Source organism: Marinobacter sp. THAF197a, assembly GCF_009363275.1.
Classification (GTDB): Bacteria; Pseudomonadota; Gammaproteobacteria; order Pseudomonadales; family Oleiphilaceae; genus Marinobacter.
The window spans coordinates 3,343,154-3,362,717 of sequence record NZ_CP045324.1; the positions used below are offsets into that span (position 1 = coordinate 3,343,154).

General features: G+C 57.9%; 17 protein-coding genes. 11 read left to right on the forward strand and 6 right to left on the reverse strand.

Features of this window, described 5'->3' with window-relative positions:
• Positions 1-202: 202 nt before the first annotated feature.
• From FIV08_RS15555 to FIV08_RS15565, 3 genes are all read left to right on the forward strand, one after another.
• Complete coding sequence (locus FIV08_RS15555; protein ID WP_152438993.1) at positions 203-901, forward strand: Crp/Fnr family transcriptional regulator; 699 nt, start codon at positions 203-205, stop codon at positions 899-901.
• Positions 902-1,099: 198 nt separating this feature from the next.
• Positions 1,100-3,598 (forward strand): Ig-like domain-containing protein, encoded by a 2,499-nt coding sequence (locus FIV08_RS15560; protein ID WP_172972287.1) that lies wholly within the window; start codon positions 1,100-1,102, stop codon positions 3,596-3,598.
• 20 nt (positions 3,599-3,618) lie between these two features.
• On the forward strand, positions 3,619-5,145 hold the full coding sequence (locus FIV08_RS15565) for an OmpP1/FadL family transporter (RefSeq protein WP_152438995.1): 1,527 nt from the start codon (positions 3,619-3,621) through the stop codon (positions 5,143-5,145).
• A gap of 87 nt (positions 5,146-5,232) precedes the next feature.
• Here FIV08_RS15565 and wrbA read toward each other — a convergent pair whose 3' ends face one another.
• Entirely contained in the window at positions 5,233-5,832 is a 600-nt protein-coding gene (gene wrbA, locus FIV08_RS15570; RefSeq protein ID WP_152438996.1) for an NAD(P)H:quinone oxidoreductase, read from the reverse strand.
• Positions 5,833-6,030: 198 nt separating this feature from the next.
• Between wrbA and trhA the strand changes: the two genes are divergently transcribed.
• The 3 genes from trhA to FIV08_RS15585 all read left to right on the forward strand — a co-directional run bounded on the left by trhA (position 6,031) and on the right by FIV08_RS15585 (position 9,717).
• Positions 6,031-6,696, forward strand: coding sequence for a PAQR family membrane homeostasis protein TrhA (gene trhA, locus FIV08_RS15575; RefSeq protein WP_152438997.1), 666 nt, complete (start codon positions 6,031-6,033; stop codon positions 6,694-6,696).
• A 16-nt stretch (positions 6,697-6,712) separates the two neighbouring features.
• Entirely contained in the window at positions 6,713-7,852 is a 1,140-nt protein-coding gene (locus FIV08_RS15580) for an NnrS family protein (RefSeq protein WP_152438998.1), read from the forward strand.
• Positions 7,853-8,124: 272 nt separating this feature from the next.
• Positions 8,125-9,717: an antiporter gene (locus FIV08_RS15585; protein ID WP_138435438.1), complete on the forward strand. Its 1,593-nt coding sequence runs from the start codon at positions 8,125-8,127 to the stop codon at positions 9,715-9,717.
• A 363-nt stretch (positions 9,718-10,080) separates the two neighbouring features.
• On the opposite strand, the gene FIV08_RS15590 is transcribed toward FIV08_RS15585, so the two are convergent.
• Together FIV08_RS15590 and FIV08_RS15595 are read right to left on the reverse strand one after the other, a co-directional pair.
• A complete protein-coding gene (locus FIV08_RS15590) occupies positions 10,081-11,586 on the reverse strand; it encodes an MFS transporter (RefSeq protein ID WP_058092619.1) in 1,506 nt (501 codons plus the stop codon).
• Positions 11,587-11,634: 48 nt separating this feature from the next.
• Positions 11,635-12,096, reverse strand: a complete 462-nt coding sequence (locus FIV08_RS15595; RefSeq protein WP_061332956.1) for a universal stress protein — start codon at positions 12,094-12,096, stop codon at positions 11,635-11,637.
• Between the two features lie 275 nt (positions 12,097-12,371).
• Here FIV08_RS15595 and FIV08_RS15600 point away from each other — a divergent pair, with 275 nt between their 5' ends.
• The gene (locus tag FIV08_RS15600) at positions 12,372-13,727 is read left to right on the forward strand and encodes an MFS transporter (RefSeq protein ID WP_152438999.1); all 1,356 of its coding nucleotides are present in this window, start codon (positions 12,372-12,374) and stop codon (positions 13,725-13,727) included.
• Positions 13,728-13,745: 18 nt separating this feature from the next.
• Entirely contained in the window at positions 13,746-14,204 is a 459-nt protein-coding gene (locus FIV08_RS15605; RefSeq protein WP_152439000.1) for an EVE domain-containing protein, read from the forward strand.
• A gap of 27 nt (positions 14,205-14,231) precedes the next feature.
• On the opposite strand, the gene FIV08_RS15610 is transcribed toward FIV08_RS15605, so the two are convergent.
• Positions 14,232-15,584: a hypothetical protein gene (locus tag FIV08_RS15610; protein ID WP_061332959.1), complete on the reverse strand. Its 1,353-nt coding sequence runs from the start codon at positions 15,582-15,584 to the stop codon at positions 14,232-14,234.
• A gap of 216 nt (positions 15,585-15,800) precedes the next feature.
• Here FIV08_RS15610 and FIV08_RS15615 point away from each other — a divergent pair, with 216 nt between their 5' ends.
• The gene (locus tag FIV08_RS15615) at positions 15,801-16,622 is read left to right on the forward strand and encodes an ion transporter (RefSeq protein WP_106694665.1); all 822 of its coding nucleotides are present in this window, start codon (positions 15,801-15,803) and stop codon (positions 16,620-16,622) included.
• A gap of 6 nt (positions 16,623-16,628) precedes the next feature.
• Here FIV08_RS15615 and FIV08_RS15620 read toward each other — a convergent pair whose 3' ends face one another.
• The gene (locus FIV08_RS15620) at positions 16,629-17,006 is read right to left on the reverse strand and encodes a SirB2 family protein (RefSeq protein ID WP_152439001.1); all 378 of its coding nucleotides are present in this window, start codon (positions 17,004-17,006) and stop codon (positions 16,629-16,631) included.
• Between the two features lie 125 nt (positions 17,007-17,131).
• On the opposite strand from FIV08_RS15620, the gene FIV08_RS15625 reads away from it, so the two are divergent.
• Positions 17,132-18,316, forward strand: coding sequence for an NnrS family protein (locus FIV08_RS15625; RefSeq protein ID WP_152439002.1), 1,185 nt, complete (start codon positions 17,132-17,134; stop codon positions 18,314-18,316).
• Here FIV08_RS15625 and FIV08_RS15630 read toward each other — a convergent pair.
• On the reverse strand, positions 18,268-18,801 hold the full coding sequence (locus FIV08_RS15630; protein ID WP_152439003.1) for an SRPBCC family protein: 534 nt from the start codon (positions 18,799-18,801) through the stop codon (positions 18,268-18,270). The genes FIV08_RS15625 and FIV08_RS15630 overlap by 49 nt on opposite strands.
• Before the next feature lie 252 nt (positions 18,802-19,053).
• Between FIV08_RS15630 and fabA the strand changes: the two genes are divergently transcribed.
• Positions 19,054-19,563, forward strand: coding sequence for a bifunctional 3-hydroxydecanoyl-ACP dehydratase/trans-2-decenoyl-ACP isomerase (fabA, locus tag FIV08_RS15635; protein WP_061332961.1), 510 nt, complete (start codon positions 19,054-19,056; stop codon positions 19,561-19,563).
• The last annotated feature ends 1 nt before the right edge of the window (position 19,564 follow it).

The window sequence follows — 19,564 nt, forward strand, 5'->3', positions numbered from 1 at the left end:
ACGTGCCGAAGGAGCGTGTTTTGGGAGGCCGCCCCTCAATCTTCCGATGTTTGGGCCTGTCTCCGGAGACGTACCACCTGTGGCTTGCTCCACAAACGACGGCTTATCGATTCAGTCAAATATCCTTAATGATTTAAGTCATTTTGGATGTTTGTTTTATGGTAGGATAATTGACCTACGCCAATGTCGCGAAGGTTAGATTATGAACAGCAGTTTCAGGCCACCCATGGCCTCCGCACCCTGTTTGCTGGGGGATGAGACCAACGACATCATCCGCTACGACACCGCCCCGGCGGAAGTGGCCCTGCTGAACGGCCTGAGCCATGCCTTCGGGATCTGCCTGAACGAAAAACAGGACACCCCCGAAGCCCTGTTCCTGAGTGACCTCGCCCGCCTGTTCCACCAGAAACGAATCGACGCCGAAACGCCACTGGAAAAGCACGACCGCCCCTGGGCCAATGTATATCTCATCCAGTACGGCATCCTCAGGCTGTTCAGAGAATCCCCGACCGGAAAAGTCGCCATTCACCACTTCTTCACAGAAGGCGACCTGATCTGGCCGGTGTTCGGGCGCAGCCGCACCGTGCGCAATACCCTTTGCCTCACCAGCGTATTACCCGCCACCGTCTGGGTTGCCGATTTCGCAGCCTTCCGTTCTGCCATCCAGAGCCACGGTGACGGCCTGTGGGCGAGGTTTGCGCTGGTGCTGACTGAGGAAATGGCAGAGCTCACCAGTATGCGGGAATATCGCAAACACACTATGTCTGCCAAAGAACGCTACGCCCTTCTGGTGGACGAATACCCGGAGTTGATCAAACGGGTACCGGATAACCAGCTTGCCTCGTGGCTTGGTGTTGTACCCGCCACTTTCTCCCGACTGAAAACTGCAGCAAAGGCTTGAACCGGCCAATTTGAGACATCACGCACAAAGTTGCCCAATGACCGCCATGCCAAGGGCCTGAGACCCGTAAACGTGCAAATTATGCCATTTTGACGCGGCCCTTTGCTGATCAGGCCAATAAACCTCTCCTCCACATACGTAACATCCTGTTCCGTTCCGTAAACAAATACGAAAAGTCGTAACATGGGGTGTTGCACAATGAAGTTGCAGTCAAGCCGTCTGCCGGTTGCTTCAGTTAAAGGACTACTGGCAAGTTCCATTGCAATCATGCTGACCGGGTGCCTGAGCACAGGAGGTGAAGCCACTTCCAACGATGCCACGGGCTCAGCCAGCGGTTCAGGAGATCAGGGCGAACGCGCGTTCTCCACAGTAAACGTCGCCTTTGACCCAGCCAACCAGGTTCTGCCATTTCCCACCAACCTGCTGTTCGAGGCCGATGCTTCCGCTGCGAAAGACGGCACCATCAACGCGCCGGTAGCCGACCCGGAGGCTTCTTCCGCCGCACTGGTCCAAGGCTTGAACGAACTGGACGGTTTTTCCACCATCGCCCCCTGGCGGGTCGCCTTTACCGGTGATGTGGATGCCGCCAGCCTGCAGGCAGGCGACACCGTTCGGGTTTTCCGGATGATCACGACGGGTGCCACCTATCCGGAGCGGGTTCAGCCCACAGCCGTAGACCGTGAGCTGGAACCGGAAACCGATTACCGAGTGCAATACAACGCCGAGGCGCGTGAGCTGTTGATCATTCCCACTCGCGCCCTGGACAAAGGCACCAGCTACACCGCGGTGATTACCAAGGGCGTGCTTGACCCGGAAGGCGCCCTGGTTGGCAGCCCACTGCAATGGTCCATTGCCAAGGGCACCAACCTGCTGGACCAGTGCGACAGCCCGGACCGGTCCGACCCAGCCCTGTTGCAGTGCACCACCAACCCGGCCATCGCGCCGTTGGTGGACGACAGCCGTTTCGGCCTGAGCCGGAATGACCTGTTGCTGGGCTGGGGTGTGACCACGCAGCAGCAGGATGACACCTTCCTGGCGGCCGCCAAGGCCATCAAGAATAATCAGCTTTCGATGCCTGGCAATGGCGATACAACCTGCCAGACCGCCATCTGTTTTCTGACCATTGGCTCGCTGCTCGGCCAGGACGCACCAAAAGCACCGGGTGACAAAGCCATTGTCTACCCGGGCACGATTCAGCTGCCATCCTTCATTGCAACGCCTGAAAATACCGATATCTGGGGCAATACCCCGGCAACCGACGACGTTGTCCTGTCAACCAAATGGACCTGCGAAGCCGGCAGCTGCAACTCAGACGATGCCCGCGGCCTCAGCAACGGTGATGATGCCCAGGCACCACAACTGACAACCTGGAACACGGTTCCCGTGGTACTTGCCGTGCCAGACCCAAGCGCATCCGGGGTGCCGGCGCGCCCTGCGGGTGGTTACCCTCTGGTGATGTTCCAGCACGCCATCCAACAGGATCGAACCAATGCCCTGGCCATTGCTTCTGAGCTGGCCCGAAAAGGTTTCGCGGTGATTGCCATCGACATGCCCCTGCACGGGCTGGTGCGTAACCAGTTGCCGGCTGATGACAGCCGGTTGGCCCTGCACGCCGCCAACCTGAACGACCAGCTTTATAACTCATCGCTGAACGCCGCCAGGGACATCATTCCCCTGAAAATCGAGCGCACCTATTATCTGGACCTGACTGGCGGTGAAGACGACACAGCCGATGGCGTGATTGACGGTTCCGGCGCTCACTTCCTGAATCCGTCCCAGCCGCTCACCCAGCGCGACACCCTGCGCCAGGGTGGGCTGGATCTTGTATCCCTTGCCCATTACATTCGCAGCGGCCAGATGAGCCAGTGCGGTATGGCCGATGCCCTGTTCGGTGAAGCGGGCCTGCTGAAAACCTGCAACGCCAGTCGCTTTAACGTCAATCTGTTCAACCACGTCAACTTTAACGAAATCCACTTCCTCGGCCATTCCGTGGGCAACATCGTTGCCGCACCGTTCCTGGCCCAGGACCCGGACATTCGCTCCGTTGCCATGCTGACTCCCACTGGCGGCATCATGGAAACCCTGGCTGCCTCTGACACGATCGGGCCTCAGTTGGCCGAAGGCCTGGCGGAATCCGGTGTATTCCCGGGCACCGAGGACTACTTCCGGTTCTTTGCGGTGGTGCAGGCCGCCATCGATTCGGTTGACCCGCTCAATCACGCCCAGGCCATCGCCAACCCGATTGATGACAATGGTGAGAGTTTCGTCCGCTCGGTATACCTCTCGCAGGTGGTCGGCAACGATGGTGGCGATCCCAGCCCGTCTGACCTGGTGTTGCCACCATCGGTTGGCCAGAACGCGCCGCTGGCGGGCAGCACGCCGCTGGCCAACGCCATGGGGCTGGAGTTTGTCAGCCAAGGCAACCTGAACAATGGCAAGGTTACCCCTTCAACCCAAGCCGACGGCACCACGCCGCAGGGCCTGCAAATTGCCGTACCGTTCCGTTTCGGCGCCCATTCCTCGCCGCTGCTGCCAGACACCCTGGTAGACGACCCGCGCAGCGATGATCCCGACGCCACCGTGGCGCTGCCAAACGGCGAAGAGGTCCACTTTGAAATGCAGATGCAGGTGGCGGACTTCTTCAACACCCCGTCTGAACTCACCGTTATCGAAGAATTTATCGACGTTCGTCTCTGACCCGTTAACAGGACAGTATTATGTTTTCTGCAAACATTCCGCTGCGGGCATGGCTGCCCGTAGCCATCATGGCTGCTTCATCGACTGCACATGGCGCTGGTCTGGAACTGACCCAGCACGGCACCAAGGAAACAGGCCATGGCTTTGCCGGCACTGCGGCCCTGCTGGAAGATGCTTCGGTGGTTGCCCACAACCCCGCCGGACTGCTTCGGCTGACCGGTACACAGACCAGTCTTGGCGTCAGCGCCATCTACGCCGACCTGAACTACAACGTGCGCGTGCAGCGGGAAAAAATCGAGCTGCCCTACGGCCTTGATCCAACACCGGTGAGTGGCCCGGGCAATGCCACCAGCAAGGAAGTCTCCATCGCGCCACACCTGTATCTGGCGCACCGGATCAGTGACGATGCCGCTGTGGGCGTCGGCATCTATGCACCCTTCGCCTCGGGCAGTGATTTTCCCGCCGGTTGGGCTGGGCGCTATCATTCCGAGGAAACCTCCCAGACTACGGTCAATATCAACCCGGTGTTCGCCTTCCGCGCTACCGACACAGTGACCGTTGGTTTTGGTGGCTTCATCCAGATGTATGACGCCAAGCTCACCAATCAGATTGATACCGGTTATCTGGTGGCGGAAGCCCTGGTGGATCGAGTTCGGGAACAGGAAGGCGAAGCCGCTGCCCGCGCCACGGCGGAAGATGCCGTCGCCCGCATTGGCTCCCAGTTCGATATCGAGAACGACATTGAAATCGACAGCATGGCCTTCGGCCTGAGCTTTGGCTTGTTGTGGGAATACAGCGACCGAACCCGTTTCGGGCTGAATTACCGCAGTCGCACCGAGCACGTGGCCACCGGCCAGGCCACGCGTAAAGAAGTGTTTGACCCGGAGTTCCGGGAACGCCTGGTACAGACGGTTCAGGGCTTCGCCAACATAACCGAGGAAGATGCCCGGGATGCCGTTGCCTCCGCGTTCGATGAGCGTGGCGCCCTGGGCGGCGACCTGGAATCCACCATCACCCTGCCCGATGTACTGACGCTGAGCGCATTCCATCAGTGGACAGACCGCATAGCGGTGATGGGCAGCGTCACCTACACCAACTGGAGCGTGTATGACGAACTGCGTTTATCATACGTAGACACCTCTGCCCGGGGTGGCTCAGACATTACCGAAAGCGGTGACGATGTGCGCCGGCGAGATCTGGTTCAGCCACTGGAATTTGAGGACAGTTACCGTTTCGGCGTTGGTGCCAGCTATGCATGGGATGACCGGTTAACCCTCCGGACCGGCGCCAGCTTTGACCAGAGCCCGCTGCGCAACTCGGATTTCCGCACCCCGCGGGGGCCGGATAACGACCGCTATATCGTCGGCCTGGGGGCCAGCTACCAATGGTGGGACAACCTGTCAGTTGATTTGGCCTACTCCTGGATTCGAATCACTGAAGGTGATGTAACCGCAGTGGAGAACCCGGCGGGCAGCAATCATCGGGCTATCGGCACCAGTGAAGGCACACTGCACAACCTGGCGGCCCAGGTGAACTATCGGTTCTGATCGCGCCACAAAAAAACCGCCTGAAACAACAAGGGCAGAGGTCACCCCCTGCCCTTGTTCGCGTTTAACGAATCACAAATCCGTTAATCAGCCATGCAGCTTTACTGCCAGCTCCGCCACATGCTTGCCCTGATAGCGGGCAATGTTGAGTTCTTTTTCACTAGGCTGACGTGAACCATCTCCGCCAGCAATAGTGGAGGCACCATAGGGCGTGCCGCCATTGACTTCGGAGATGTCGAAGAAGTCCGGAATGCCGTAACCCAGCGGCACGATCACCATGCCGTGGTGCGCCAGCGTGGTCCAGAAGGAGCTGATCGTGTGCTCCTGCCCGCCACCGGTGCCGGTTGAGGTAAACACACTCGCCACTTTTCCGTGCAGCTTGCCTTCGGCCCACAAGCCGCCGGTCTGGTCCAGGAAGGTGCGCATCTGACCGGCCATATTACCGAACCGGGTCGGCGTGCCGAAAATAATGGCGTCATAATCCGCCAGCTCGGCCGGGGTGGCCACCGGGGCTGCCTGATCGGCCTTGCCGCCGGCATTCAGGAATGTCTGGTCTGCCATGGTCTCCGGCACCCGCTTTACCACCACATCGGCACCTGAAACGCTTTTTGCACCCTCAGCCACGGTGTTGGCCATGGTTTCCATGTGACCATACATTGAATAATAAAGAACCAGTACTTTCGCCATCGGATAATCTCCTTGTTCGCTATGAATGATCACAGCGTAACGGGCCGGGGCAAAAGGTGAAAACGGAAGATTTCCGGCAGGTTATTCAGTTTTTCTGAACATGGTCACAGGATGTTCATGGCATTTGTTTGCGTACACGTGTACGCTGAGCTGGGTTATACTTTCAGCTCGTACAGACAACCTTAGATGAACGCACCTATGAACCAAGCCCAGACCACGGCAGAATCCCTCCATAACCGCATTGAGGAGTGGATTAACAGCGCTACCCACGGCCTCGGCGCTGTTCTCAGCGTTATCGGCACTGTCGCCCTGATAGTGGGTGCCAGCCAGATGGGGGATGTCTGGAAGATTGTCAGCTTCAGCGTGTTCGGGGCCTCTCTGATTCTTCTGTATATGGCCTCTGCGCTATACCACGGCACCCGCCATCCGAAGCTGAAAACCGCATTCAAAACCCTGGATCACTGCGCTATCTTTCTGTTGATCGCTGGCACCTACACACCTTTTTTGCTGGTCAATCTGCGCGGCGCCACCGGCTGGACGTTATTTGCAGTCATCTGGTCCCTGGCGCTGACCGGAGTGGTGCTGAAAGTGATCTTCAAGAACCGCTTCAAGCTGGCCAGGGTGGGCATCTACGTGGCCATGGGCTGGCTGATCATCTTCGCCTCATCCGATCTGGTTGCCAACCTGAGCGAAACCGCCCTCTACCTGACCATCGCCGGGGGCATTGTCTATACCGCCGGCGTGGCGTTCTATCTGGCCGACCGCATTCCCTACATGCATGCCATCTGGCACCTGTTTGTCATCGGCGGCAGCGCCTGTCATTTCAGCGCCATCTATTTCGGTGTTCTGCCCCACACGGTCTGAAAAAGACGCCCACCGCATGAGTGCTTCGCAAAGCCCCAGACGAATCCACGCCTTCTGGCTTTTCTTTCCCGCTGCCGCTCTGTGGGCCGCCATAGTGGTGCCGCTATCATTGTTTGCAGTGATGTCCGGAACCGGCTGGCCACCGGGCCTGTTGGGTGCCGGCCATGGGCACGAACTGATTTTTGGCTTTGCCCTGGCTTTGATTGCCGGTTATACCCTCGGCCCGCAACCCTGGAGAGTACTCGCGCCGCTGTTTGGCCTCTGGCTGGCAGCCCGGTTCAGCTGGCTGCTGGCACCCGAGTGGCTGGTCAGTCAGCTGCTCAGCCCGGCCTTTGCCCTGTTGCTGGCCTGGCAGGTAGTGCCGCGTTTTCAGGCTGCCAAGAAATGGCGCAACAAAATTGCCGGGCCGCTGATCCTGGCTCTGTGCCTGCTGGCATTGGCCTATGCCTTGGCTGAGTGGATGCCAGTGGCGCTGACCCAAAGAAGCCTGATGGAAATCGCCATTCTGGGCCTGCTGTTATTGATGACATTTATGGGGGGCCGAATCATCGCGCCGGCGGTGGCTGGCACGCTCGAGAAACAGGGCATTCCTCTGGAAGCCAGGGTCCAGCCAAAGATTGAAGGCGCTTTGCTGATCGTGCTCCCCGTGGCCATGGTTTGCCTGCCGTTTCCGGGCACCCGGCCGGTTTCCGGCGCCCTGCTGTTGCTGGCCTCTATCCTGATCCTTGTCCGAACTGTCCGGTGGAAGCTCTGGCGCTGCACCGGCAGGCCGGACCTTCTGGTCCTGGCTCTCGGCTACCTCTGGCTGGCCGTGGGGGCCGGCGTTACCGGGGCACACCTGCTTGCTGGACGCTCATTAGTACCAGCCCTGCACCTGATCACCGTTGGCGCCCTGGGCACCCTGTCTGGCAGCGTCATGCTGAGGCTGGCCTGGCAACGGGCATGCCGTACCTTCCCCCCAGCCTGGCAGGTACTGGCGCTGGCGGGTGCCATGGCACTCGCCGCCATCAGCCGCTATCTCACCGGCGACGCGCCCTATGGTCACCCGGTTTTGCTGTGGCTGGCCAGCGGCGTCTGGGCCCTGGCTTTTTCCGGTTTGGCTTATCAGTTACTGATGCTATTCCAACGCAGTAAACACAAGGCAAACCATGCCTGACAAGGCCTGGAAATGATTGGCTACCTCTACTGCACCAATTGCCTCCGGGCCTACCACCGATGAAGTACTACCACCCCAACTATCTGTTTTTAATGAATTTATAGAAGACCCAAACATCATCAACAAAGGGGCAATTTTCGAAGCACTCGCACGGCAGATTTTCCCTGACATTTATCAAGAATGGTTCCACGCCTTCGTTTGCACAATAGGCGCATCGCCCGTAAACCACGACGACCGTGGCTCCGGCATGTTGTCACCAAGGAGCAAACACCATGGCAAAAACCAACGCAGACATTGAACACTGGGATGTCGAAAACGAGGAATTCTGGGAACGGGAAGGCAAGAAAGTCGCCTCCCGTAACCTGTGGATCTCCATTCCCAGCCTTTTGATGGGCTTCGCCATCTGGCTGATGTGGGGCATGATCACCACGCAGATGATCAACCTGGGATTCCCGTTCTCGGTTGAGCAACTCTTTACCCTGACCGCCATTGCGGGCCTTTCAGGTGCAACGCTTCGTATCCCCGCCTCTTTCATGATCAAGATTGCCGGGGGGCGTAACACCGTATTCCTGACCACCGCTCTGCTCATGATCCCGGCATTGGGCACCGGCATTGCGCTGATGAACCCGGATACCCCCTTCATTGTGTTCCAGGCACTGGCACTGTTGTCTGGCATTGGTGGCGGTAACTTTGCCTGCTCCATGAGCAACATCAGCTCGTTCTATCCGAAGAGCAAGCAGGGTTATGGCCTTGGCATGAATGCCGGGCTTGGCAACTTCGGCGTGACCACCATGCAGATTCTGATTCCGCTGGTGATGACCGTTGGAATTTTCGGCGCCCTTGCCGGCGCCCCCATGGAACTGCAAAGTCCAAGCGGCACGCTGATCGGCCGAATTGAGGCGGGTACCGACACCTGGATCCAGAACGCTGGCTTCATCTGGTTGGTTTTCCTGATCCCACTGGCCTTTGCTGGATGGTTCGGCATGAATAACCTGAAAGTGATCACGCCGAACCCGGGCAACCCGATATCCGCTTTCGGCAAGATCCTTGGTCTTTATGGCGTTGGCCTCTTGACCTCCCTTGCCGGCGTATGGGCATTAGGCATCCTCAACATGTGGGTGGCACTGCCGCTGACAATTATCCTGACCTTGGTGTTGCTGCGACTGATCCCTGGTGATATCAAGCCCAACATCCAGAAACAGTTTGCCATCTTCAGCAACAAGCACACCTGGTCTATGACCGTGCTGTATATCCTGACGTTCGGCTCATTTATCGGCTTCTCTGCCGCCCTGCCGCTGTCTATCAGCGTTATCTTCGGCAACATGATGGAAGTGGCAGCGGATGGCAGCGTTACCCGGGTGGCAAATCCTGACGCTCCGAGTGCCCTCACATGGGCTTGGATGGGGCCGTTTGTGGGTGCCTTGATTCGCCCCGTAGGTGGCTGGATTTCAGACAAGATGGGCGGTTCCATTGTCACCCAGATCATCTCTGTCGTAATGGTGGTTGCCTCAGTAGCCACTGGTTACGTGATGATGCTGGCATACAACTCAACCGACCCTAACGCCTACTTCCCGATTTTCCTGGTGCTGTTTATCCTGATGTTCGCCGCCAGCGGCATTGGCAACGGCTCTACCTTCCGCAGTATCGGTGTGATCTTCGATCAACAGCAGAAAGGCCCGGTGCTCGGCTGGACCTCTGCAGTTGCCGCTTACGGCGCCTTCATCGCACCGCGGGTGATGGGGCAGGAAATCCAGGCAGGCACCCCGGAAGTCGCCATGTACGGTTTTGCCGTGTTCTACGCAGTTTGCCTGGTGGTGAACTGGTGGTTCTACCTGCGCAAGAACGCTTACATCAAGAACCCGTAATTGCACCAACCAACGCGTTAGACCTCTGCTTGCCGGCCCCACAAGGGCCGGCTTTTTTGTGCCCAGACATCTGCGGTCGAGCGCTGGCACCCGGACCAACAACGCCCACCTGAAGCCTCTGAGGAGCGCCGGCAGCATCGCAAAACCGCCCCCTACCACCCCTGCACACCTCAAAAACACACGACCAGCGCAGTCGTACCACCCTCTGGAAGCCATGGCAGACCATCACCACATCCAGTCCATCCAACCGCTGATCAAGATGCAGGGTCGCTCGAAAAACGCTGACCATCCGTTTATCACAAGTACAAAAAAGCCCGCCAGGATTGCTCCGTGGCGGGCTTGGATTGCTCGAGCTTTAAGGCATTACTTCGCCCCAAGCAGTGCCGCTCTCTGGCGCTCTTCCTCTTCAATCTGAAGGTCCACAGAAGATACATGGTACTCATCAGAAAACGCGCTCTCAGGCTCCTTCAGCCAGAGGATACACAGCACCCAGCTGATGAACGCCCCGGCAGAGATAATGAAGAAGAACTGAGACGGTGTTACGAAGGTGAAGATGGTCAGATAGACCACCGCTCCGACGTTACCGTAGGCCCCCGCCATACCAGATATCTGCCCGGTCAGGCGGCGCTTGATGGACGGAATGATACCGAAGGTGGCGCCCTCTGCACCCTGTACGAAGAAGGAGGTGAATACGGTGATTCCCACAGCGATAATCAGCGGCCAGTTGGAGTTGAGCAACCCCATCAAGGCAAAGCCCAGACCAATACCAAACATATAGCTGAGCATGACAAACCGCCGATTGCCCATACGGTCAGACACCAAACCACCCATCGGGCGAGCCAGCAGGTTTACGAAGGCAAATGAGGCAGCAATCAGGCCAGCGGCCGTCGCACTCAGGCTCCAGGTTTCCTCGAAGAACATTGGCAGCATGGAGACCACCGCCAGCTCGGCACCAAAGTTAGCGAAGTAGGTACTGTTCAGGGCAGCCACGCTGCTGAACGGGTATTTATCGTCTTCCGGAACACCTTTTTTCAGGATCGGAATGTTAACCCGCAGAATCTGAATGATCTGATAGCAAACAATGGCGAAGATCACGGCGTAGCAGATAGCGGCACCCATGGGGCTCAGGTAGCCCAGGTTCTGGATGCGCCACACCAGGATGGCCAGCACGCCGATCAGTGGAATAGTCCACAGGATCAGTTTAACCAGGTCTCCCCAGCTACTGACTTCCATGGCAGACGCCTTGCGGGGCTTGCGGTGCACGGTGCCTTCCGGACCATCGGTAATGGCAAACCAATACCAGATGCCGTAACCGGCCATCACAATGGCACTCTGGGCAATCGCCCAGCGCCAGCCATCATCGCCACCATACATGGTGATGGCGATGGTCGGCAGAGACATCGCCGCCGCCGCAGAACCGAAGTTACCCCAGCCGGCGTAGAAGCCCTCGGCAAAGCCGATGTCCTTCGGCTTGAACCACATGGCGGTCATGTGGATACCGACCACAAAGCTGGCACCGATAGAGCTCAGCACCAGACGACTGATCAGCAGCTGGGCCATGGTGTTACCGAAGGCAAACACCAGGGCGGGAATGGCCATCACCACCATCAGCACCGAGAACACGCGGCGCGGCCCAAACCGGTCCAGAGCCATGCCGACGATAATCCGGGCCGGAATCGTCAACGCCACGTTACAGATGGCGAACAGGCGTAGATCGTCTTTGGTCAGCCAGTCGACGCTTTTGAGCATACTGGATGCCAGGGGCGCCATGTTGAACCAGACATAAAAGGTAATGAAGAATGCAATCCAGGTCAGGTGCAGTGCCCTGATCTCCGGATTACGGACGCGGAAGACGTCAGCGACTTTCATTTTGAGCCTCCGGGGCTAGCAACAAGGGGAAAAATAATCCCAGCCACTTCAGCGGCTGGGCAGAATCAGGAGTGGGCACTGGACACGGCGGGCCAGAAACGAGCTGACGCTGCCGAAGGTCATGTAGTCCAGTTCGTCCACGAAATAGGTCAGGGAGCGAGCGATAAAGCCGCCATCAGGCTCGTGGCTGTGGCGGGCCAGTACCAGCATGTCGGGCCGTACTTTTTTCTCAGCTGCGAACAGCAGCATCTTGCGGGCATCACCATCCAGCAGCATGGTTTCTGCTTCCACGCCCTGGCTCTGGCACACTTCCAGCGCCTCCTTGAGGTGGCCCTTGAGCTCACTCACCTCTTCCTGGAACAGGTCTTCGTTACTGGATGTGATATCCCGGGGATTTTCTGCCACCGCCACCAGAGTCAGCCTGGGGGACAGTGCGCGAAACATGGTGATGGTCTGGGCCAGGGCCAGCCTGGCGTTTCTGGAACCATCGTAGGCAATCATGATGTTCATGGGGTTCTCCGAGGCATTTGCTGCCGGCGGCACCCGGCAGGACTTTGACTTTCCTCAGCATTACCCCACAGCGCGCGGGCCCCATAATTGACGTACATCAAGAGGTTCTTCGGGTACCCCACCAGAGAAACCCCGCAGCTATCCCCTTCCGCGTTATAGCCCCAGAACCCGTACCACCACTGCACCCAGCAGGAGGTACCTCCAATGCACCAGAAGCCAAACCAACATATTTGATATCGTTTACCTGAAGCCATTCACACCGTTCGAGAGCGGCCATGACCACCACTCCGACACCCAAAGACCAGTACCGGGCGCTGGGGTTATCCACCTTTGCGTTCACCCTCTGCTTTGCGGTCTGGACCATCTTTTCCATCATCGGCATCCGTATCAGCGAAGAGCTGGGCCTGACCGACACCCAGCTTGGCCTGTTGATGGCCACACCGATTCTGACCGGCTCTATCAGCCGCCTGTTTCTGGGCATCTGGACAGACCGTTACGGTGGGCGTTGGGTATTCGGCATATTGATGCTGACAACGGCAGCCTGTGTTTACCTGCTGACCTTTGCCACCACCTACCCGATGATGCTGCTCGGCGCCCTGGGCGTGGGCCTCGCCGGCGGCGCGTTTATCGTGGGGGTTGCCTACACCGCTGCCTGGTTCGAGCCCTCCAGGCAAGGCACAGCACTGGGTATTTTCGGGGCGGGCAACGTGGGGTCGGCGGTCACCAATTTTGGTGCGCCTTTCCTGCTGGTTGCCTTCGGCTGGGAAAAAACCGCCCAGATCTACGCCCTGGTGCTGGCACTGATGGGTGTTTTCTTTATTGTGTTGGCGAAAACCGACCCCCTGGCAAAAGCACGGGCCAACGCCGAGCAAAAATCCTTTGCCGAGCAAATGGCGCCATTGAAAGAACTCAGGGTCTGGCGCTTCGCGCTCTACTATTTCTTTGTTTTTGGTGCCTTCGTCGCCCTTGCGCTCTGGCTGCCCCATTACCTGATCGGCGTTTATGGGCTGAATATCCAGACCGCCGGCATGATCGCCGCCATGTACACAGTGCCCGCCTCCCTGTTCCGCATCCTCGGCGGCTGGCTATCTGACCGTTACGGCGCCCGCCGGGTGATGTACTGGACCTTCACGGCCTCAGTGATATGCACCTTCCTGCTCAGCTACCCGCCAACGGAGTACGTTATCCACGGCATTGAGGGCGACATCCGCTTCAGTTTCGAGATCACTCTGGCGCTGTTCGTGGTGCTGACCTTCGTGCTCGGGTTCTTTATGTCCCTGGGCAAGGCGGCCGTGTATAAACACATCCCGGTGTACTACCCTATGCATGTTGGCGCGGTAGGCGGTGTGGTCGGTATGATTGGCGGGATCGGCGGCTTTCTGTTGCCACTGGCGTTCGGTGTGCTGAACGACATTACCGGCGTCTGGCAAAGCAGTTTCATGCTGATGTTCATCATTGTCGCCACTGCCCTGGCCTGGATGCACTATGCGATTCGCAAGGCGGAACGGGCCGAGTGGGCGGCCCATGAAGAACGCACAGACCTTCCGGAACTGGCCTCGCCGCAACTGTTCTACCCACTCAGCCGGCAGCACCAGGAGGCACCGCTGGTGAAGCCGCCACAACAGCCCTGACAACGAGAGACCTTGCCCATGGCCAAGTGGCTGGCAAAAACAGAACCGTCAGAATGCAGTATTGACGACTTTGCTGCCAAGTCCGGCGGCAGCATTCCGTGGGATGGCGTGCGGAACTACCAGGCTCGCAATTTCATGGCACAGATGGCAGAAGGTGATGAGGTGTTTATCTATCACTCCAGCTGCAAACACATTGGCATTGCCGGCATCGTCACCGTGACCCGCAGCGCCTACCCGGACCCCAGTCAGTTTGACCCGGAATCGCCCTACCACGATTGCAAAAGCACGCCGGAGAAACCCCGCTGGCAGGCGGTGGATATGGCCTTTGAGCGCAAACTACCACGCCTGATCCCACTGGATGAACTGAAAGCCCTGCCGGGGCTCGACAACCTGCCGCTGGTGAAGAAAGGCAGCAGATTGTCGGTAATGCCGGTCAGTGATGAGGAGTGGCAGATCATTCTGCAACAGGTGGCATAGCCACCTGTTGCTTTGAATGGCCGTTCCTCACTCGTCGTGAGGAATTGGGTCTGGGCTTCTGTCCCAGCCCACCAATGCCAGGGTAGCCACAACACCCAGAAGCAGGCCTTGCCAGGGCTCGAAGAACGCCAGGGCCGCGCCAATCAACACTACGGTACCCCGTGAGGCGTTATCCCTCGGGATCGACATGGCAATGTAAGCACAGGCGAAGCCGGTGAGCACCAGCGTCAGGGACAGCGCCACACCCAACAGGGGCTTGAGCCCGGTCAGTAATGGCAGCAGGAAGTAAATGAACGGCAGCCCCATCAGGTAATAAGATGCCAGCCCACTGTGCAGGCTGTTCATGGACTTGGGCCCCTGCTTCCAGCGTTGGACCACGATAACGTGCACGCCGGTCCAGACCGCGCCCTGAGTGGGGAAGAACGGTGCCACAATGCCCATGATGGCGTTGCGGATGGACAGGGAAAAGTGGGTGCGGTTCAGGTTAATGTCGATGTGCTCGTCCTTGCGGACTTTCAGACCTTCCCGCAGCACTTCATTACCGGTAACCAGGTCACCGAACAGGATGATATAGGCAATCAGGGCCAGCGGAATACTCTGGATAATCATCTCTCGTGACGGCCAGCCATTGACCAGTGGCGATGCCTTGGCCAACGCCTCTCCCAATGGCGGCACCACAAAGCCCCACTGGATATCAAAGCTCACCTCACCCACCAGCGGCCCGATAATCGCGGCTGCCAGAAAGCCCGGCAACAGCCCCAGTGCACCCAGGATGAAGAAGAACCGGCTTCGTGCCTTCAGTTTTTGCATCGGCACCGAGAAGGTGAAAATCAGGCAAATGGCACAAGCCAGGCCAGTCGCAATCGGCTGTTCCAGCAGGAAACGCTCGGCGTCGTCCACGAACACCCGCTTGAGGGCGGCGATGGAGGCGCCCAGAATAATGCCCGCTTTCAGGGTGTCAGGTAGCCAGATAATGAATCGCCGCCCCAAGCCGGTAATGCCCAGCATCAGAACCAGAGCGGCAAACACCAGGCTCAGGGCGGTCATGGCCTGGAACCGGCTGACCGGGTCGTCGTAGCCACCGATCACAAATGCAAGAATTAACGGCAAGGCAGGCGTAATCCAACCGCCCGCGTAGGGTTCGCCGAAAACAATGACTGCCGAAGCTATCAAGGAAGCATGAATCATGGAAAGCGCAACCGCCTCCTCAAAACTCAAACCGAAAAAGGCTGTCATCACAGGTATCAAAGCCAGGCCGGTCGCCGCAGAGACAAAGAGCCCCTGCAGAAACTCCGACCAGCATAACCGGGTATGGTAGAACGGCACGCGGAAGGTAAACGGGCCCCAGCGCCAGCCGGCTAACTCAGGTCTTTCTGCCATGGGAAGTCACTCTCTTGTATTTGTTGTGAGTCACCTGATTATGGAAACCCTTTCCTCATAGCACGAATGAATAATTCTGATCATGTGAAATAAGCACTGTTTATAAAATGCATGCATCCCTCACAGGCCAATGCTGATCAACATTCAGGCTACCCAATACCCTCTGAGCGCTTTAGAATCCGGCTCCTCGCGAACTTTCTGGAGTCTTTGTCTGCCATGTCCTCCGAACTAAGCCCTGTTTCCGGTTTTGAACAACTGCGCCGCATTGAGTCCAGCAAACTCTTTCAGGGCGCGGTGATTGCCATCATTATCCTTTCAGCGCTGACCATCGGTGCCAAAACCTACGATGTCCCGCCACTGGTGGAGCGAAGCCTTAGCGTGCTGGACAATGCCATCACCCTGTTCTTCCTGGTGGAGATCCTGTTCCGCTTTGGCGTCTGTCAGAACAAAAAACGCTTCCTGTTCGATGGCTGGAACCTGTTTGATACCCTGGTGGTGATCGGCAGCCTGATTCCGCTGGATAACGCCGAAGCGGTGCTGCTGGGCCGCCTGCTGCGAGTGTTCCGGGTGCTGCGACTGGTTTCAGTGGTGCCTGAGCTGCGCTTTTTGATCAATTCTTTGCTCAAAGCCATCCCCCGCATGGGCTACATCGCCCTGCTGATGTTCATCATCTTTTACATCTATGCGGCCATGGGCTCCATGTTCTTTGCCGATATTGACGAGTTCCTGTGGGGGGATGTGTCCATTGCCATGCTAACCCTGTTCCGGGTAGCCACCTTTGAAGACTGGACAGACGTGATGTACGACACCATGGAGGTGTATCCATTAAGCTGGATTTACTACCTCACCTTCATATTCCTGACGGCGTTTGTGTTTCTGAACATGATGATCGGGGCAATACTGGAAGTAATGGGCGAAGAACAGAACGCCAAGGAAGCCGAAAAAGCCCACGACGAGCGAGACGAGATCGCCCGCCAGCTCCAGGCTGTTCAACAACAGCTCCAGGAACTGACCAGGCAGATCAGCGAAAGGAAATAAGGCGTTTTAGCCGAAGAACGGTTTGGCCATGGCCAGGTGAAGAATTGCGAGCACCTGGGCCAGGGCCAGAACAGAAGCAACAATCCGCACCGGTTTGGCCACAGTGGTTTTCAGAGCAAATACCCCGGCAATGATGTAACCAATCAGCAGCACGATCTTGGCGATCAGCCAGCCCGGCATGGCGTGGATGTAACCGACCACAAACAACAGGGAGATGGCAGACACCAGAAGAATGGTGTCGTTGATGTGCGGAATGAAACGCAACGGAGTATGACGCCAGCCCGGTCGACCCGCCGCATCAAGAACCAACCGCAGGGCGAACAGAATAATCGTCAGGTAGGCGGTGGCCATGTGCAGCATCTTCAGCAATACGTAGGCACTCATAGAACATTCCTTTCCTAATCAAAATGATGCCCGCATTGTACGCAAAATACCCCGAAGCAGGTATGGTTTCTCGACCTCATCACCTTTAACATATACTGCATATACATGTATTTGGGAGATTAGTTATGCAGTCCATTCCAGCCTCTCCTGAGCGCGCCTCCGCCAGCGTCAGCCAGCTCTTCAGTTACCCGTTCCGGATTTTCTTTCTGTCTATGACCGTACTGGCTATTGTCGCCATCCCCCTTTGGGTGCTGGAAGTGACCGGTACGGTACGACTGCCCCTGGCCATGCCGGGCCTGTTCTGGCATCAGCATGAAATGCTGTTCGGTTTCCTGTCTGCTGCCATTGCTGGCTTCTTGCTGACCGCCGTGTGTGTCTGGACCCAAACCGACCGAACCCACGGAGCGCTTCTGGCAGGGCTTTGGGGCGTCTGGCTGGCTGGCCGCCTGCTCCTGGCCTTTGGCGGCAACCTGCCGGAGTGGCTGGTACAGGGCGTTAACCTCGCCTTCCTGCCACTGGTGATGATCGATGCCGGCTGGCGCGTATGGAAAGCCCGGCAGAAACGGCAGGTGATGATTCTGGTAGTACTGGGGCTGCTCTGGCTGATGCAGATCGGCTTCGTAACCCGGCTGGATATGGCCTTCAGCTATGGCGCACTGATCATGGCCATGGCCCTGATCAGCATCATTGGCGGGCGCATCACACCAGCCTTTTCCGCCGGCTGGCTGCGCCAGAGAGGAGGCAACGCCGAGGCCGTCAAAATGATTCCGGCCCTGGATATGGCGGCGGTGTTCTCCATGATCCTGTTGATGGTTTCGCTGGTTACCGGGTGGCAAACGGTAACCGCCATACTGGCGGTGGTGGCTGCCGTGCTGATGCTGGTTCGCCTGGCAAACTGGAAAGGCTGGCTGGTGCGCAGTGAACCCTTGTTGTGGATACTGCACCTGTCCATTCTCTGGGTACCGGTGGCCTTGCTGTTACTCGCTGGTTCTTTGCTGGCAGGCTGGCCAAGCAATGCCTGGACCCACGCCGCGGGTACCGGCGCCGTTGGCTGCCTGATTCTGGGCGTGATCGCCCGGGTCTCCCTGGGTCACACCGGCCGCCCACTGATTTTACCCAAAGGCATGGTTCTGGCTTTTGTGGCGGTTCAACTGGCGGCGGTTATTCGAGTTATCACGGCTTTCGATGTCATTCCCTGGCACCCGGGCATCGGCACCAGTACCGCGCTGTGGGTGATCGCCTACGCTATCTTCCTGATTCGCTACACCGGTGTACTGGCAAGCCCCAGGGCCGATGGCCGAGAGGGGTAAATAGATTCAAACCTGGCCCGCGCCCGGCGGAAACGGTCCGCCGGGAAATGTATGCTGATGCCTTCCAGGGCGGCCATCAGCATTTCGATGTGGGCATCCCACCCGGCACAGGCAATGGGCACCAACTCATCATCCGGCAGCAGCAGGGTCAATGTCAGACGCGTGCCCTCTCCCTCCGGCTCAAGGCGCCACTCCAGCGGCCGCTCCGGTGCATCGCCGGCGCTCCAGGAGTAGGCCAGCAATCGGTTTGGCTCGCAGGCTGTAATCTCACAGTCAATGGGGGTGCCACTGTTACCGAAATCCAGCTGCACACGGCCACCACGCTTCGCTTCCAATACACCCGGCGCCAGCCATTGGGCCAGGCAGACAGAGTCCGTCAGCATTCTCCAGACTGCTTCCGGCGAGTGGTCAAGAGCCCGCACAAGCGTGGCAGTAACCCGGCCGTTCACCTGTACCAATTGGCCGTCAATGGTTTCCTGATCCATCCTGTCGTCTCCTTATAAATAAGCCCGTTTTCCTGAAACCAGGCTATCAACTGAAAGCAAAACCCATAGGCGCGACCAAAGTAGCAAGCCTCCCGTGCGAGTACCTTGATGACCATCAAAACAGGATTTCTGCGAACTATTTCCAAACCAAGGGGAACTTCACGCCGGCTATCATCCACTAAAGGTCAATAGCTCTTCTGGCGATAAGCGCTAAAGTAGAAGAAATGATTCTGCAACAGAGACACAGGCAATATGTATCCTGATCACTTTGACAAAGAAGACCTGATCCGCTGTGGTCACGGCGAATTGTTCCCGGGCGACATGCGCCTGCCCATCGATGAGATGCTGATGGTAGACCGCATCACCCACATTGCGGCAGACGACGGTGAATTCGGCAAAGGCAGCCTGGTGGCCGAACTGGACATCAACCCGGACCTCTGGTTCTTCAAAGTGCATTTTCAGGGCGACCCGGTGATGCCCGGCTGCCTGGGCCTGGACGCCATGTGGCAGCTGGTGGGGTTCTTTCTGGCCTGGACCGGTGGCGAAGGCAAAGGCCGCGCCCTGGGTGCCGGCGAAGTGAAATTCTTTGGCCAGGTGTTGCCGACCAACAAAAAGGTTACTTACCGCCTGGACATCAAACGCCTCATCCGCCGTAAGCTGACTATGGCAATTGCGGATGCCCGTATGGAAGTCGACGGCCGGGAAATCTACACCGCCAAAGACCTTCGGGTTGGCCTGTTCACATCTACTGATGACTTTTAGG

Bases quoted from the DNA above. Each gene is read 5' to 3' on its own strand.
- FIV08_RS15585 (WP_138435438.1), top strand. From the start codon at position 8,125: ATGGCAAAAACCAACGCAGACATTGAACACTGGGATGTCGAAAACGAG.
- fabA (WP_061332961.1), top strand. From the start codon at position 19,054: ATGTATCCTGATCACTTTGACAAAGAAGACCTGATCCGCTGTGGTCAC.
- FIV08_RS15630 (WP_152439003.1), bottom strand. From the start codon at position 18,801: ATGGATCAGGAAACCATTGACGGCCAATTGGTACAGGTGAACGGCCGG.
- FIV08_RS15605 (WP_152439000.1), top strand. From the start codon at position 13,746: ATGGCCAAGTGGCTGGCAAAAACAGAACCGTCAGAATGCAGTATTGAC.
- FIV08_RS15625 (WP_152439002.1), top strand. From the start codon at position 17,132: ATGCAGTCCATTCCAGCCTCTCCTGAGCGCGCCTCCGCCAGCGTCAGC.
- wrbA (WP_152438996.1), bottom strand. From the start codon at position 5,832: ATGGCGAAAGTACTGGTTCTTTATTATTCAATGTATGGTCACATGGAA.
- FIV08_RS15620 (WP_152439001.1), bottom strand. From the start codon at position 17,006: ATGAGTGCCTACGTATTGCTGAAGATGCTGCACATGGCCACCGCCTAC.
- FIV08_RS15555 (WP_152438993.1), top strand. From the start codon at position 203: ATGAACAGCAGTTTCAGGCCACCCATGGCCTCCGCACCCTGTTTGCTG.
- FIV08_RS15560 (WP_172972287.1), top strand. From the start codon at position 1,100: ATGAAGTTGCAGTCAAGCCGTCTGCCGGTTGCTTCAGTTAAAGGACTA.
- FIV08_RS15600 (WP_152438999.1), top strand. From the start codon at position 12,372: ATGACCACCACTCCGACACCCAAAGACCAGTACCGGGCGCTGGGGTTA.
- FIV08_RS15565 (WP_152438995.1), top strand. From the start codon at position 3,619: ATGTTTTCTGCAAACATTCCGCTGCGGGCATGGCTGCCCGTAGCCATC.
- trhA (WP_152438997.1), top strand. From the start codon at position 6,031: ATGAACCAAGCCCAGACCACGGCAGAATCCCTCCATAACCGCATTGAG.
- FIV08_RS15595 (WP_061332956.1), bottom strand. From the start codon at position 12,096: ATGAACATCATGATTGCCTACGATGGTTCCAGAAACGCCAGGCTGGCC.
- FIV08_RS15610 (WP_061332959.1), bottom strand. From the start codon at position 15,584: ATGGCAGAAAGACCTGAGTTAGCCGGCTGGCGCTGGGGCCCGTTTACC.
- FIV08_RS15590 (WP_058092619.1), bottom strand. From the start codon at position 11,586: ATGAAAGTCGCTGACGTCTTCCGCGTCCGTAATCCGGAGATCAGGGCA.
- FIV08_RS15580 (WP_152438998.1), top strand. From the start codon at position 6,713: ATGAGTGCTTCGCAAAGCCCCAGACGAATCCACGCCTTCTGGCTTTTC.
- FIV08_RS15615 (WP_106694665.1), top strand. From the start codon at position 15,801: ATGTCCTCCGAACTAAGCCCTGTTTCCGGTTTTGAACAACTGCGCCGC.